The sequence below is a fragment of the Streptosporangium sp. NPDC049046 genome (assembly GCF_040649155.1).
Lineage (GTDB): Bacteria > Actinomycetota > Actinomycetes > Streptosporangiales > Streptosporangiaceae > Streptosporangium.
Genome location: NZ_JBEZEZ010000040.1, coordinates 43802 through 57991 on the forward strand (window position 1 = coordinate 43802; position 14190 = coordinate 57991).

The 14190-nt window shown below is 70.5% G+C and carries 13 protein-coding genes; 7 read left to right on the plus strand and 6 right to left on the minus strand.

Going from position 1 to position 14190, the window contains the following annotated elements:
* Positions 1-553: 553 nt before the first annotated feature.
* From AB0B96_RS36520 to AB0B96_RS36540, 5 genes are all read left to right on the plus strand, one after another.
* The gene (locus AB0B96_RS36520) at positions 554-1198 is read left to right on the plus strand and encodes an HAD family phosphatase (RefSeq protein WP_362906287.1); all 645 of its coding nucleotides are present in this window, start codon (positions 554-556) and stop codon (positions 1196-1198) included.
* Positions 1199-1391: 193 nt separating this feature from the next.
* A complete protein-coding gene (locus AB0B96_RS36525) occupies positions 1392-1898 on the plus strand; it encodes a hypothetical protein (RefSeq protein WP_362906312.1) in 507 nt (168 codons plus the stop codon).
* 359 nt (positions 1899-2257) lie between these two features.
* Complete coding sequence (locus AB0B96_RS36530; protein ID WP_362906289.1) at positions 2258-2887, plus strand: HAD hydrolase-like protein; 630 nt, start codon at positions 2258-2260, stop codon at positions 2885-2887.
* A 166-nt stretch (positions 2888-3053) separates the two neighbouring features.
* Positions 3054-3788, plus strand: coding sequence for a haloacid dehalogenase-like hydrolase (locus tag AB0B96_RS36535; protein ID WP_362906314.1), 735 nt, complete (start codon positions 3054-3056; stop codon positions 3786-3788).
* Between the two features lie 259 nt (positions 3789-4047).
* On the plus strand, positions 4048-6027 hold the full coding sequence (locus tag AB0B96_RS36540; RefSeq protein ID WP_362906291.1) for an acetoacetate--CoA ligase: 1980 nt from the start codon (positions 4048-4050) through the stop codon (positions 6025-6027).
* A 327-nt stretch (positions 6028-6354) separates the two neighbouring features.
* Here AB0B96_RS36540 and AB0B96_RS36545 read toward each other — a convergent pair whose 3' ends face one another.
* From AB0B96_RS36545 to AB0B96_RS36570, 6 genes are all read right to left on the minus strand, one after another.
* Positions 6355-7875: an FAD-binding oxidoreductase gene (locus tag AB0B96_RS36545; RefSeq protein WP_362906293.1), complete on the minus strand. Its 1521-nt coding sequence runs from the start codon at positions 7873-7875 to the stop codon at positions 6355-6357.
* A gap of 76 nt (positions 7876-7951) precedes the next feature.
* The gene (locus AB0B96_RS36550; RefSeq protein ID WP_362906295.1) at positions 7952-9409 is read right to left on the minus strand and encodes an NADH-ubiquinone oxidoreductase-F iron-sulfur binding region domain-containing protein; all 1458 of its coding nucleotides are present in this window, start codon (positions 9407-9409) and stop codon (positions 7952-7954) included.
* On the minus strand, positions 9406-10269 hold the full coding sequence (locus AB0B96_RS36555; RefSeq protein ID WP_362906296.1) for a hypothetical protein: 864 nt from the start codon (positions 10267-10269) through the stop codon (positions 9406-9408). Before AB0B96_RS36555 ends, AB0B96_RS36550 begins: the two co-directional genes overlap by 4 nt.
* Positions 10270-10413: 144 nt before the next feature.
* Positions 10414-11919, minus strand: coding sequence for a DUF1996 domain-containing protein (locus tag AB0B96_RS36560; RefSeq protein WP_362906316.1), 1506 nt, complete (start codon positions 11917-11919; stop codon positions 10414-10416).
* A 5-nt stretch (positions 11920-11924) separates the two neighbouring features.
* Positions 11925-12596: a DUF4142 domain-containing protein gene (locus tag AB0B96_RS36565; RefSeq protein WP_350946523.1), complete on the minus strand. Its 672-nt coding sequence runs from the start codon at positions 12594-12596 to the stop codon at positions 11925-11927.
* 15 nt (positions 12597-12611) lie between these two features.
* On the minus strand, positions 12612-12743 hold the full coding sequence (locus tag AB0B96_RS36570; RefSeq protein WP_350946524.1) for a hypothetical protein: 132 nt from the start codon (positions 12741-12743) through the stop codon (positions 12612-12614).
* A 153-nt stretch (positions 12744-12896) separates the two neighbouring features.
* On the opposite strand from AB0B96_RS36570, the gene AB0B96_RS36575 reads away from it, so the two are divergent.
* Positions 12897-13442, plus strand: a complete 546-nt coding sequence (locus tag AB0B96_RS36575) for a sigma-70 family RNA polymerase sigma factor (protein WP_362906299.1) — start codon at positions 12897-12899, stop codon at positions 13440-13442.
* A gap of 23 nt (positions 13443-13465) precedes the next feature.
* Complete coding sequence (locus AB0B96_RS36580; protein ID WP_362906301.1) at positions 13466-13645, plus strand: zf-HC2 domain-containing protein; 180 nt, start codon at positions 13466-13468, stop codon at positions 13643-13645.
* Positions 13646-14190 lie beyond the last annotated feature (545 nt).

Sequence of the window (14190 nt, forward strand, 5' to 3'; positions counted from 1 at the left end):
CTGCCTTGGCATGCGTGGTGGACGGCGCGGATGTGGTCGGTCGCTGTGCCGTACGGGCGCGCGACCGGCTCGCCTGAGCTACTGCCATGATCCCTCCTCATGGGAACCGAGGGAAGCTGCAAATGGAGCCCGCAGGAGGTCGATCATGCCTTCTACGTGCGGTTATATGGCCTGAGTGCCATTCTCGTAATCTTCCTCGTATTGAGACCGTGAAACGCGTAACGGTCGTTGAATCGGATGTTAGGGGAGGAATCTCCGGACCGTCGGGTCGCGCCCTGTCTGTTTAGGGATGTTTTGGGAGGTATGCGACCCGGGCTCGCGGCAGGCCACGGTTCGTGAACCACGGGCGGATCGCCGAAGACGCGCGTCGCGTGGACCCACCCGTACACCGCCGAGAGCGAGACGTCGTCGGACGATCCCGTGCCACCACGGACCCGGACGGCGCGGTCGACGGCCTCGCGCGCCCTCCTCGGAGCGACGACCTCGACAGAGGCGGCCGCCCGTGTCCACCGGTCCGCGCCTAACCTGGAAACCGTTCCGGCAAGGAGGAAAGATGCTGAAGGGCGTGCTGATCGACTGGGGCGGTGTGCTCACCGTCGATCTCACCGAGGCGGTCGCCGAGTGGATCGTCGCGGAGAGACTCGACGAGGCCCACTACCGCGAGGTGATGCGTGAACTCATCGTCCACGCGTACGAGAACACGGAGAACGGCGAGAACACCATCCACGCCCTGGAGCGCGGAGAGATCTCCGGCCTGGACTTCGAACGTGACCTGGCGGCCAGACTGATCACGACGGACGGCGTGCCGCCGGCCGCCGAGGGGTTGCTGAACAGGATGTTCTCCCGCTTCCACCGGGTCGAGCCGATGTACGAGATGCTCCGTGAGGCCCGCGCGGCGGGGCTGCGCACCTGCCTGCTCTCCAACTCCTGGGCGAACGAGTATCCCCGCGAGGGCTGGGACGACTTCTTCGACGAGGTCGTCATCTCGGGGGAGATCGGCATGCGCAAGCCCGAGCCCAGGATCTTCGAGCACGCGCTCGGCAGGATCGGCCTGGCCGGGGAGGAGTGTGTGTTCGTCGACGACGTCAAGGCCAACATCGAGGCCGCCCGGCGGCTCGGCATCGTCGGCGTGCACCACCGCGACCCCGAGGTGACCATCGCCGAGTTGGAGACCCTGTTCCAGGTCTCGCTGCGCTGACCTGTCCCGCTCACCTCTCACCCTGTTCACCCTGTCACCCTGTCACCGTGCCCGATGCCGGGCCGTCGGTCGCCGCCCCCGGATCGTGCCGCTCCGCGCGGGTGGTAACACCGGGGGGCGCCGATGCTGGCACACTCGATGCGTGAATCGGCGCCGAACGGTGCCGATGTCGGAGAGACAGATCGAGGCATGGATGCGCGTCTATCTGCCGTGTACGCTTCCGGCGCTGGCCCGCGTGGTCACCGTGGGGGAGTTGGGTCCGGCCCCGCTGACCGGCTACGCGGTGACCCCCGCGTTGACCGAGTGGTACGCCTCGGGTGACACCGAGGAACTCGAGTACGTCGCCCTGACCGAGGCGGCCAGGCATTCCCTGCGGATGCTCGCCGCCGACCGCGCCGACGGGGTGGAGGTCGCCGCGCGGCGGGTGGTCGTCGCCGTCGACGTGCCGGAGGGCGACGTGAGCGCGAGCACCGACCTGGAGGAGCGCGCCCGGGTGCGGCTCGCCGCCGTGGTCCCGCTGAAGCTGGTCGCCGCGGTCCACGTGGACGACCTGCCCGCGGTGAAGGACGTCGAGGCCGCTCTCGCCGCGCTGCCCGCGGCCGATCGCGGCGACGACGACGCCCGCTTCACCGTGGACGGCGCCGAGGCGAACGAACTCCTGTGGTACGCCACCCAGGAGATCCCCGACCTGGTCGGCTGATGGGAGCCACCGGGTCGGCTGATCGGGCGGATTCGGTGCCTGACAGCCGCCGGTGGGTGAGCACCCTCTTCGGCTGGACCGATGTTCGAGTCCTGAGGTCGGACCGTGCCCTCGCCGGTGGTCAGGGGCCTTGATCACTGATGGATGTCGTGCCCGACCTGGTGGCGCGAGACCGGTCCGGCAGCGTGGCGTCCGGAGTCTCGTGTCCTCTCCTCCCGCGGGCCGAGCGCGGAGGAGATTCCCTCGGCCGGCCCTGTCGTGAGCACCTCGGACCGGGCCTCGGACCGGGGCGCCGAGAGGGCCGTATCCCCTGCCGCGGCGCCGATCCGACGGGAAATTTCGCTATCCTGGAGGGCAATATGAGACACATTGTTTGGGATTGGAACGGCACGCTGTTTCACGACATCGACGCCGTCGTCGGTGCGACGAACGCGGTGTTCGAGCCCTACGGGCGTTCCTACGATGCCGACAGCTTCCGCGCGGTCTACACGCGCCCGATCTGGACCGCCTACGAGCGCATGCTCGGCCGTGCCCTTGAGGACGGCGAGTGGGAGAGGCTCGACCTCGGCTTCCACGAGAACTACCACAGGCTGATGCTGGAGTGCGGGCTCGCCGCCGACGCCCTCTCCACCCTGCGGAGCTGGGAGCGCGCGGGGGGCAAGCAGTCTCTGCTGTCCATGTGGGCGCACGAACGGCTGGTTCCCAAGATCGCGGAGTTCGGGATCGACCACCACTTCACCCGGATCGACGGCCTGCGCGGTGTCCCCGGCGGGCACAAGGCCGAATCCATGGTGGCCCACCTCGCCGCCCTCGGCGTCGACCCGGCCGATGTCCTCGTCATCGGCGACAGCCTGGACGACGCGCACGCCGCTCAGCACGTCGGGGCACGCGCGGTCCTCTACACCGGTGGCATGACCAGCCGGGCCGATCTGATGGCCTTCGGCGTCCCGGTCGTCGACACCCTGGAGAACGCGCTCGACCACGCCTGAGGGCAGTGAGGGCGCCGACACGGGCACCGAGGGCACCGACACGGACGCTGAGGGCGCTGACACGACCTCACGAGAACCGGCGAACGGATCCTTTCGGTATCGAAGGCGGTCACCGCACGTCCGGGGCCTTACCCTGGGCATCCACCCCCATTCCGGGAGGCCCCCGATCAACCGCCTCGTTCTCTGGAACATCGACCTCACGCTGGTCGACGTGTCGATCGTCACCCGTGAGGCATACGCGGAGGCGTTCCGCGCCGTCACCGGAAGGCCCCTGGTCAAACTGACCCAGGCCAACGGGCGTCCCGACTCGGAGATCGTGTTCGAGATGCTCGCCATCAACGGGATCGTCGCCGAGGACGACCACCTCCCCCGGTTCCTCGACGCGCTCGCCGACTCCTTCGGAGCCCGGCGCAGGCGCCTGGCCAAGGAGGGCAGGATGATGTCGGGCGCCCGCGACGCGCTGAAGGCCGTGGCGAGGCTCGACGGCGTGGTCCAGTCGGTGCTCACCGGCACGATCAAGAGCAACGCGGCGCACAAGCTGACCGCGTTCGGCCTCGACAGGCACATCGACTTCGAGATCGGCGGTTACGGTGAGGAGGTATATCCCAAGGCGACCCTCCTGCAGGTCGCGCAGGGACGGGCCAAGCGGAAGTACGGGGCGACCTTCGACGGGCGTAACACGGTGCTGGTCGGCGACTCGGCCAGGGATGTCCAGGCCGCCAGGATCGCCGGGGCCGCGATGATCGGGGTCGCCTCGGGGCGTTCCCTCCCGGCCGAACTGCACGAGGCGGGAGCCGACGTGGTCCTGCCCGACCTCTCCAACCCCTCCGAGGTCGTCGCCGCCGTCGCCGGTCTCACCTCTCCGGCCCGGCGTGCCGGCCACTTCCCCGCGGACCGCTGACCTCCGGCTCCCGGCGGCGGCCAACGGCCGTACGAGGGCGAATCACACGGAGTCCGTCGCTGTCCGTCGCTGTCCGGAGCTGTCCGGAGCTGCCCTTTGTCACCGGTCGGCCCCACATGCCCGGCGGCGATCCATGTCCCCGGCCCGATGCCGCTCGTTCCCTTCGGAAGGTCCGTACGTGGGTGTCCCACACCGGGGGGCCGGAGGGTGTGTGGTCCCGGGGGATGACATTCGGGTGGGGCACCGAGAGGATGGAGTCATGGTTGAGGAAGGTGCGCCGCTCTGGGAGCCGTCCCCGGAGATCGTGAGAAACGCCAAGGTCACCCGCTACGCGGAATGGCTGGGCCGGTCCGGTGACTACGAGTCCCTGTGGCGGTGGTCGGTCGACGCGCCTGAGGAGTTCTGGACGTCGATCTGGGACTACTTCGGGGTGGTGGGGGAGCGCGGCGACGGGCCCGTCATGTCGGGGGAGATGCCCGGCACCGAGTGGTTCGCCGGGTCGACGCTGAACTACGCGGCGAACGCGCTGCGCGGGGCCGCGTCCGACCCCGGGCGGCTCGCGGTGGTCTCCCGCGACGAGGCGGGCGGACGCCGGGCGCTCACCCTGGGAGAACTCGCCGAGGAGGTGGCGCGGGTCCGTACGGGGCTCGCCGCGCTGGGTGTCGGGCGCGGTGACCGGGTGGCGGCCTACCTGCCGAACGTCCCCGAGGCGCTGATCGCCTTCCTCGCGACCGTCTCCCTGGGCGCCGTCTGGTCCTCCTGCTCGCCCGACTTCGGCGCGCCCAGCGTGATCGACCGTTTCACCCAGATCGAGCCGAAGGTGCTCATCGCGGTGGACGGCTACGACTACAACGGCAGGCGCTTCGACCGGAGCGCGGTCGTCCAGGACATCGCCGCCAAGCTGCCGACCCTGGTGGCGCGGGTGCGCGTCCCGGCCCAGGACGCGCTCGGCGCCGACACCTCCGGTACGGCACAGCAGGCGGCCGTGACCGGTGACGGCGTCCGTACGGTGAGCTGGGCGGAGGTACGCGCCGTCGCGGGACCGCTCGACTTCGAGCCGGTGCCGTTCGGGCATCCGCTCTGGATCGTCTACTCCTCGGGCACCACCGGGTTGCCCAAGCCGATCGTGCACGGTCACGGCGGCGTGGTGCTCGAGCACCTCAAGGCGCTCTCCTTCCACCAGGACCTGGGCGAGGGCGACGTCTTCTTCTGGTACACCACGACCGGCTGGATGATGTGGAACTACCTCGTCGGCGGCCTGCTGGTCGGTTCGGCGGTGGTGCTCTACGACGGGGCGGCGACCTACCCGGAGACCGGCGCGCTCTGGCGGCTCGCCGCGGAGGAGGGGGTCACCTACTTCGGTACGGGGGCTCCGTACGTGATCGCGTCCATGAAGGCCGGCCTGGAGCCGTCCGGTCTCGACCGGCTGCGTGGCCTCGGCTCCACCGGCTCGCCGCTGCCGCCCGAGGGGTTCGCCTGGGCGCACGACGTGATGCCGGAGGTCCAGCTCGGCTCGTTCTCCGGCGGCACCGACGTGTGCACCGGTTTCGTGGGCGCCGTACCGCTGCTCCCGGTCCGCGCGGGGGTGATCCCGTGCCGCTGCCTGGGGGCGAGGGTCGAGTCCTTCGACCCGTCGGGCGCGTCGGTGGTCGGCGAGGTGGGCGAGCTGGTGCTGACCCTGCCGATGCCGTCGATGCCGGTGATGTTCTGGAACGACCCCGACGGGTCCCGCTACCGCGACAGCTACTTCTCCGAGTATCCGGGCGTCTGGCGGCACGGCGACTGGATCAAGATCCTTCCCGATGGCGGCTGCGTGATCTACGGCCGCTCCGACTCGACCCTGAACCGGGGCGGTGTCCGGATGGGCACCAGCGAGTTCTACCGCGTGGTGGAGCGCTTCGAGGAGATCACCGACAGCCTGGTGATCGACACCGGCCAGCTCGGTCAGGAGGGTCGCCTGCTGCTGTACGTCACCATGGCCGAGGGGGCACCCCTGGACGACGATCTGGTCGGGCGCCTGCGCAGGGAGCTGAGGGAAGGTCTCTCACCGCGCCACGTGCCGAACGAGATCATCGAGGTTCCCGGCATCCCCCGTACCCTCAGCGGTAAGAAGCTGGAGGTCCCCATCCGTAAGATCCTCCTCGGCGCGGCGCCGGAGCAGGCCGCCAACCTCGACGCGATGGCCAACCCCGAGGTCCTGTCCCACTTCGTACCGGGAGCCGACATCACCCGGCACTGACCTCCCAGGAATCGCGGGCACGCGGCGCCGACCGCCCCCGGAGCCACGCGGCGTCGACCGTTCGGGGACCGGTGCCACGCGGCACCGGCCTCCCGGGAGCGGCCTCCCGGCACCGGCCTCCCGGGAGCGGTGTCACCCGGCACCGGCCGTCCCCCGGGAGTGGCGTCACGCCGCTCTGGCCTCCCGAGGAGCGGTGTCACGCCGCTCTGGCTCCCAGGAAGCCGCTCTGGCCCCCGGGAAGCGGTGTCGCGCGGCACCGCTTCCCGGGGAGCGGCGTCGCACGACGGCGGCCGCCCCTCGGGAGCGGTGTCACGCGGCCTTCGGGGGTCAGATCCCCTGGGGAAGGCGGAACAGGCGGCCCGGGTCACGGGCGGCCTTGACCTGGGCGAGCCTGGTGGCGTTGCCCCCGTAGTAGGCGGCGCGCCAGCCGCCGAGCTCAGGGTCGACGTAGTTGACGTACGCGTGGTCGCCGAAGTGGGGCCGCATCGCCGCGCGTGCGGTCCTGGTCCAGACCCTCGCGCCGAGACGGTGGGCGTAGTACTGCACGCTGTAGAGGGCGGTCCGGTGCGGGAAGGCCGTGGCGTCGGGGCGGACCCTGGCGACGGCGCCGCCGAGGGCGTCCAGCAGCACGGTGTGCTCGCCGGGGCGGGCGACCTGGGCGACGAGGGCCTTGGCCCCGGCCTCGGAGAGCGGGCGGTAGGCCATGTGCGACTTGGCGGTGAAGTTGCCCCTGGACAGCCGCCCGCCCCGGGCCTGTCCGGGCAGGGTGGCGGGCAGGCGGCACTCGGCGACCGAACGCGAGGCGCAGCCCGCCATGATGAGCATCGCCTGGCGGTAGGAGGTCTGGGTGACGGAACTCGACGACGGCGACCCGGCCGCGCCGGCGAGCCGGTCGAGCAGCCGTTCGCAGCCGGCCTTGCCGCCGAGGTAGAGCCCGACGACCTCCACGTCCGTCCCGCCGTTGCGGCTCAGGTGCATCCCCGACCACATGGCGTCGGGAGCCGAGGGAGCCCACGCCTGCCAGGCGCGCAGGGCCTTCACCGCCTTCGACCACGGCCAGTGCAGGAAGAACACCGTGACCTCGCGGGTCGGGTGGGTGCGGAACTCGAAGGAGACCGCCACGCCGAGGTTGCCCCCGCCGCCGCCCCGCGAGGCCCAGTACAGGTCGGCGTTGTGGTTCGCGTCGCAGGTCAGCAGCCGTCCGTCGGCCGTGACGATCTGGACCGACTCCATCACGTCGCAGGTCAGCCCGTACTTCCTGGAGACCACGCCGATGCCGCCGCCCAGGGTCAGCCCGCTCACCCCGACCGTCGCGCAGGTGCCCGCGGGGACGCTGACCCCGCTCGCGGCCAGCTTGTCGTAGAGGTCGATCAGCTTGGCACCCGCCCCGACGGTCGCGCGCCCCGAGGAGTGGGCGACCTTGTTCATCCGGGACACGTCGAGGACGAGACCGTTCCCGGTGGACCAGCCCGCGTAGGAGTGGCCGCCGGAGCGTACGGCGAGCGGCAGTTTCAACCGGCGCGCGAAGCCGACGCACTCGGCGACGTCGGAGGGGTTGGCGCAGAGGGCCACCCCCGCGGGCCGGATCGCGTCGAAGGTGGGGTTGAACAGCTTCCTGGCGCCGGGGTACGCGGCGTCGCCGGGCCGGATGAGCTTGCCGTCCAGCCCTTCGGCGAGCGCCCGCCAGTCGGCGGGCCGTGGCGCGCCCGCGGCGCCCCTGGCGGTGGTGTCGGCCTGGGCGCCGTTCATGCCGACGGCGCCCAGGGGGGATAAGCCCTGAGCGCCCAGCGTGAGGGCGGCGAGGCCGCCGGTTCGAAGGAATGCCCGCCTGTCCGGGGGGGTCGGCATGTTCTTACTCCCGAGAATCGGTGTCACCTGCCTGATAAGGACGGCCACACCGCCCTTCAGGTTGATCACGTTCGCATCACGTCCCCTGAACCACGCGCAGTGCGAGGGCCGGGCACATCTCGACGGCCCTGCGGGCCATCCGCCGGAACTGGGCGGGTACGGTGTCGCGGCTGAACACCGGGTAGCCGTGCTCGTCGAGGCGGACGAGGTCGGGGGCGAGTTGCGCGCACAGGCTGTGGCCCTGGCAGCGGGTCCAGTCCACGGTGAGCTTCACCTCCGGCTCGTTCTCCTGCGGGGGCAGGGGGAGCACACCGTGCACCGGGCGCCCGCAGCCGCCGCGCAGCAGGTGCTCCTCGATGTCCTCGGGGAAGGCGTCCAGCGCCGACAGTACGAACCTGGACGTTCCGTCGGGGTGGAAGCACGCTCCCCTGCCCTTCACGCTCGCGGACCTGCTCCGCAACTCGTCCAGGGCGGAGGCGGAGCCGTTCACGAGCTCGGCCATCGACTGCGCGACGTCCGGGAGGCCGAGGCGGCAGGGGCCGCACTGCCCCGACGACTGGGCGGCGAGGTATCTCGCGACCCTGACCGTCTCGCCCAGCGGGCAGGTCTCCCCGCCGAGCGGCACGATGATCCCGGCGCCGAGTTGGCCGCCCGCCTCCGCGATGCCCTGACGGGAGACGGTCGCCACGGCCGCGGCGTCCGCGTGCAGCCACGCGCCGTGGTAGCCGCCGACCAGCACCCCGTCGCCGGTCGAGGCCTGGCAGGCGTCCAGGACCGCGTACAGCGGGGTGCCGGTCGCGACCTCGACCACGGCGGGGGCCTTGGCCGAGCCGCCCACGGTGAGCAGGACCGTCCCCGGCTCGCGTGCCGTGCCGACGTCGGCGTACCGTTCCGCGCCCAGGGTGGCGAGGACCGCGAGCTGGGCGTACGTCTCGGCGTTGGACAGCAGGGTGGGCAGCCCGTTCACGCCGCTCTCCACGGCCCGCACCTTGCGGCCGGGCGGCTCGCCGACCTGGCCGTTCACCGAACGGACCAGGGCGCCGCCCTCGCCGGAGATGAACCTCTCGACGATGCCGACCACCCGGACCCGGTCACTGATGCCCCGCTCCTCGACCGCGGCGGCCACGGACGACTGGCCCATGCCGCCCTCGACGGTCGCGATCACGACCTGCTTGGCGCCGATCGCGTCCGCCGCGAGGAGCGCGCCCTCGATGACCAGGTGGGGGGTCCTGGTGAGCAGCATCGTGTCCTTGCTGCTCGCGGGCTCGCCCTCGGCCGCGTTGACCAGGACGATCTTGTCGGCCTTCTTGTCCATAACCGCGCGGACCTTGCGGGCGAAGGGGAACGCGGCCCCGCCGCGCCCGCGCATGTCCACCTCGTCGGCGAGCGCCGCGAGCTCCTCACCGGACATGCTCGGCGCGGTGCCGTGCATGTCGCGGTGTTCCGCGAGGTCCATCCTGCGGCAGTCGTCGAGTCCGGCGGTCAGCCTGGCCGGCCCCAGCCGGCGAACGGGTGGGACACGGTAGGGAATCATCCGACATCTCCGATACGGCGAAGCTCCGGCTGCTCCTCACGGACGATGCGCGGGATGCGGCCGACGATGCTCGTGGGCGGGGTGAGGCTGGTGGGCGAGGTCGTCTCCATCCCGACCGGCGCTGCGGCCGGCACCGCGGCGGGCACCGCCACCGGTGCCTCCTCGGGTACGAAGATCGGCTTGGGCTGCAGTTCGGAGATCACCCGGATCAGCAGGGCGGCTCCCACCGCGACCAGGCAGACCACGTAGCTCCAGGTCACCCACTCGGCGGGCGCGCGGCCCGCGGTCAGCCCGTGCAGGACCGCCATCGGCCACGCCAGGTAGGCGGAGCCGTGCAGCATGCGCCAGAGCCACGGCCTGCTGTTCTCCGCGAACCTGGCACGGGCCACCCCGGTGAGGAAGACGAGGATCATCAGGTCGGAGGCGATGGCGCCGAAGCCGACGTACAGGCCCTGGCCGCTCGCCGAGAGCGGGATCACGACGGAGGGAAGAGATGTCCTGCTTTCGATGATCTTCATCGTGACGTGGATGGCGAGGAAGCCCATGCCGGCCATGGCGGTGGCCCGGTGGGCGAGCTGCGACCGGATCCTGCCCAGGACGGGCAGCACGATCCGGTCGGCGGAGAGCAGGCCGAGCGCCACGGTCACGGTGAGCGACACGAGGGCGATCACGCCGGAGAAGAACGAGAAGACGCCGCGGACGGCGGCGGCCACCTCCATGCCGGGCGCCGTACGCCCGAGCATCAGGAGGCCGACCACGGAGACCGTGATCGTGACACCGAGGCCGATCCTGGCGGGCCTCTGGTCGAGGCTGATCCCGGCCTCGGACCGGGTGTGCCTCGGAGTCCGTCTGTTACCCACCTGTTGCTCCTGTCTGCGAAGCGGCTCGGACGACGGCTGCGTCCGAGGGGGATGGACTCTGATATCGCGAGATGCCGCCCCCCGTCTCCGCGGGGTGTGGAAGAGGCGCGGAGACGGGGAGCGGCGGTCCCGGGAGGGGTTCCGTCAGCAGCGACGGTTCCTGTTGATGCAGTCGACCGCGAACCTCATCAGCCGGTCGGGCATCACGTTGGCGAAGTCGGCGTGGTCGGTGACGGGGTTGTGCCGTTGCTCGGGGAAGGCGTCCAGCGCGAAGGACGCGGTGCGCGGTGTGGCGTAGAACAGGCTCATCCGCAGCTGCGGGATCGCCCTGGTGCCGGACGGGCAGGCGCCGTTCGCGTCGGGGAACACCACGTGCGTGCGGTGGTTGGCGCTGTCGTTGTTCTGGCCGTCCCAGCAGCTGGGGAAGTCCAGGATCCGGACGAGCAGGCTGCCGCGCGGGCAGAGCGGGTACTTGGTGGTGATCCGGTTGGTGAACCCGGTGCAGGTCCACTTGGCGAGGGCGTTCGCGCCGCCGTTGGTGGCGGCCTTGGCGTCGCCGGTGAGCATCCTGATGAAGCGCGGCATCGGGCTCACCCTGGAGACCGGGTTCCCGCGGAACTGCAGGCTCACCTGGCGGGCCCGCATGATGGTGCCGACGTTGCCGTCCGGGTCGTTCGCGTTGGCGTCGCTCGTACGGTCGCGAAGGACCGGCCAGAAGTAGGTCGAGCGGTCGTTGAACGCGCACGTGGTGCCCGCGGCGGCCAGTGACTGGTCCGTGGAGAAGGCGTCGGTCGACAGGTTGCCGACGTAGTCGTGGATGTGGTGGGCGCCGTTGGACACGCCGGGGGCCACGATGAAGTTGTCGGAGTTGTGGTGGCCGTTCCTGTTCGTGCCGCACCGGGAGGTGAAGACGCCGCCGGAGCCGCCGCGCCGGGTCCGGACGTCCTGGAAGTTGCGCGGGACTCGCCGGATGTCGATGAAGTCCTCGGGGAACGGCCCGAGGTCGGCGCACTCGGCCTCCTCGCCGCCGGGCGGGGGAGCGGAGGTCTCATCGGGTGCCGGGTTCGCGGGCGGGGCGTCGGTCGGCGGAGTGTCGACGGGGGGCTGGGCGGGGTTCTGCGTGGGCGCCTGGTTCGGCCGGCGGCGGGCATTGGCGTCGCTGCCGTCGTTACCGTCGCCGCCCAGGGTCTGTGCCTCCTGGTCGGCGAACTCGTCGGGGGTGGCGGGGTCGGTGGGGGAGGCCGGGATGAGGCTTCCACCCGCGGGAGGCGCGTCGGCGGGCTGGTCCTGAGGGAGCTGATCCTGAGCGGGCTGGTTCTGGGCCGGCTGGTCTTGAGCGGGCTGGTTCTGAGCGGGCTGGTCCTGGGGTGGAGCGTCCTGTGGAAGTTGGTCCTGGGCCGGCTGGTCCTGCGGAGGAGCGTCCTGCGCGGGCTGGTTCTGGTTCTGGCCCTGATCCTGTTGGTTCTGGTTCTGGTTCTGCTGCCCCTGGTCCTGCTGACTTCGCTGGTTCTGCTGGTTCTGGTTCTGTTGCTCGGCGGGGTCGCAGTGATCACCGTAGGCGGGGGTCGTGACCGCCACCGTGAACGTGACGGTGGTGAGCGTGCCGGCGGCCAGTACCAGCGCCGACAGGGAGGCCATCGAGCGTTTCATGATCTTCAAGCGATTTCTCTCCTCACAGGTGTGTCGAGAGCGGAGGCGGGCGGCGGCGGTGCGGGCATCGGAGGCTCGGGCAGGTCCGAGTAGTCGACCAGCCCGGTGCTCTCCAGCAGGGTCATGTGCTTCATGACCACCTCGACCGCCCGCTGGGCGAATGTCCTGACCAGGTCGTTGCGGGTGCCGGCTCGTACGCCGGCGACCACCCCGAAGACCTTTCCGTGGGCCTGCCGCAGCAGCCGGGCGAACAGGAGGTCGTACTCGGCGCCCGCCTTCACCGCCGTCAGCTGCGCCATCCAGGACTGCTGGTCGGCGTTGGCCTGGTCGGGCAGCGGCACGTTCAGTTTGGCCGCGAGGGCGCGGACCTCCTCGTCGAGCTTGAGGTGGTCGGTCATCAGATGCATGCCGACCTCCTTCACCCGCTTGCTCGCCGCCCGCTGCTGGGCCTGCTGGCCGCTGGGAATCTCCCAGAGCCCGGCCAGGCGGACCTTGACCAGCAGGTCGCGATCGGCCGGACCCAGAGGGCCCTGAGGGGTCTGGACCCAGCTCTGATCGGCGAGTGCACCGCCGCCGGGAGGGGTGATCAGGACGACCGCCACGGCGGCGACCGCGATGAAGACCCCGAACAGCAGGGGTTCGCCGTTCTTGAAGCGGCGGAACAGTGATCTGAACATGGCCCGGCCCCGCTCTCAGATACCGGCCGCCACCGGGGCCTTCTCGGCGCCCGGCGCGGTGACGAACGTGCCGCCCGGCCCGTGAGGGGCCGGGTGCGTGAGGAGGAGGACAGTTCCGACCGGCCACGGGATGTGCCGCACCGCCATGTCGTTTCCTTTCCCCGGGGCCCGCCGATGCGGGCGCACTTGGTGGGAGGTACGCGGCGCTGCCCGGGGTGGTTCAGCAGAAGTGATGAGATAGTTAGAAATGACTGGAGTTGCCAGAGATGCAGACGGGACGGATAACGAAGGTGTAAAGATGTGCCCGTGCGTCAACTCGACAGTCGGTTCGAGAGCGCGGACACCGATGTCCTCCTGGTAGAAGATCTGTACCGGGAGTTCGGTGTACCCCTGCTCCGCCATGTGCGTAAGGCCACCGGTAACGATCTGCAGTGGGCAGAGGACGTCGTCCAGGAGACGCTCGTCCGTGCCTGGCGTAACGCAGGAAGGTTGCAACGAGAGCCCGGTCTTCTGTGGGCCTGGCTCCTGACCGTCGCCCGTCGTATCGTCATCGACGGGCGCCGTAGACGAGGCACCCGACCACAGGAGGTCGAACCCGCCGACGCGAACGCCGTGCCCGTTCCCGACGGGGCCGATCGCGCGCTGGAGGCGATGGTCGTCGCCGAGGCGCTGCGAGAACTGTCCCCAGAACACCGCGAAGTCATCGAGCACACTTACCTGCGGGACCGTACGATTAACGAGGCGGCGGAAATCCTCGGGATACCGCCGGGTACGGTCAAGTCCCGGCTCTACTACGGGATCCGGGCTCTCCGAAAGGTCTTGAAGGAGAGAGGTGTCGCGAGCTGATGTTGCCCTCCCCGCATCATGACGTGGCGGCGTACGCGCTCGGGGTGCTCGACGAAGAGGATCACGAGACGTTCCAACGCCATCTCATGACCTGCGAGGAGTGCCAGGTCGAGCTCCGGGAACTCACCGAGGTTCCCGGACTTCTCGATGCGGTGAAGCGGGACCGCTCCAATTCCCTGGACGATGACCGCACGCCACATTGACGTTTAGCTGCTTTTGGGGTGATATCAGGAACGGTGGTACGTCCCGGTCAACGAGGATCGGGACAGACGGCCACTGGAGGTGTCGTGCCGCGGGCCATGCCCGATGGGCGGAGCGCGGGTCGGTCGACCCCGATCGCCGGGCGAGGCGTCCGGGGCGAGGCCAGACTCGCCCGGCTGCGCCGTAGCCGTTCCGAGGCGACCCTGTGGAATGATTGCCCCACCGCCACCTCGTGGGGAGAACCCGCCGTCTCCGACCAGGAGCCCTTCCGTTCCCCGTTGGCAGCGGCGAGAGACCGCGGTTCCCATGACGAGCCGTGGCGCCTGGCTGCGATCCCGATCACCCGTGAAGAGACGATCACCCCGTGGTGGGCGTTTCGTGCCCCCGCTGCCGGGGAGCTGAATGTGGCCGGAAACGGGCGGCAGGGCGAGGGCGGCGAGGACATGGCATCCCCGAGGGCGCGGGCGACATCACTTTCTCTCCGCCGGGCACCATTTCCGCGGAGCTTATGAGATTCCATCCTGGAGTCTCACCCAACCATGCAGAA

Excerpts from the sequence above, each read along its gene's own strand:
- AB0B96_RS36525 (WP_362906312.1), top strand. The coding sequence starts at position 1,392 with ATGCGCGTCTATCTGCCGTGTACGCTTCCGGCGCTGGCCCGCGTGGTC.
- AB0B96_RS36565 (WP_350946523.1), bottom strand. The coding sequence starts at position 12,596 with ATGTTCAGATCACTGTTCCGCCGCTTCAAGAACGGCGAACCCCTGCTG.
- AB0B96_RS36540 (WP_362906291.1), top strand. The coding sequence starts at position 4,048 with ATGGTTGAGGAAGGTGCGCCGCTCTGGGAGCCGTCCCCGGAGATCGTG.
- AB0B96_RS36545 (WP_362906293.1), bottom strand. The coding sequence starts at position 7,875 with ATGCCGACCCCCCCGGACAGGCGGGCATTCCTTCGAACCGGCGGCCTC.
- AB0B96_RS36550 (WP_362906295.1), bottom strand. The coding sequence starts at position 9,409 with ATGATTCCCTACCGTGTCCCACCCGTTCGCCGGCTGGGGCCGGCCAGG.
- AB0B96_RS36530 (WP_362906289.1), top strand. The coding sequence starts at position 2,258 with ATGAGACACATTGTTTGGGATTGGAACGGCACGCTGTTTCACGACATC.
- AB0B96_RS36560 (WP_362906316.1), bottom strand. The coding sequence starts at position 11,919 with ATGAAACGCTCGATGGCCTCCCTGTCGGCGCTGGTACTGGCCGCCGGC.
- AB0B96_RS36570 (WP_350946524.1), bottom strand. The coding sequence starts at position 12,743 with ATGGCGGTGCGGCACATCCCGTGGCCGGTCGGAACTGTCCTCCTCCTC.
- AB0B96_RS36520 (WP_362906287.1), top strand. The coding sequence starts at position 554 with ATGCTGAAGGGCGTGCTGATCGACTGGGGCGGTGTGCTCACCGTCGAT.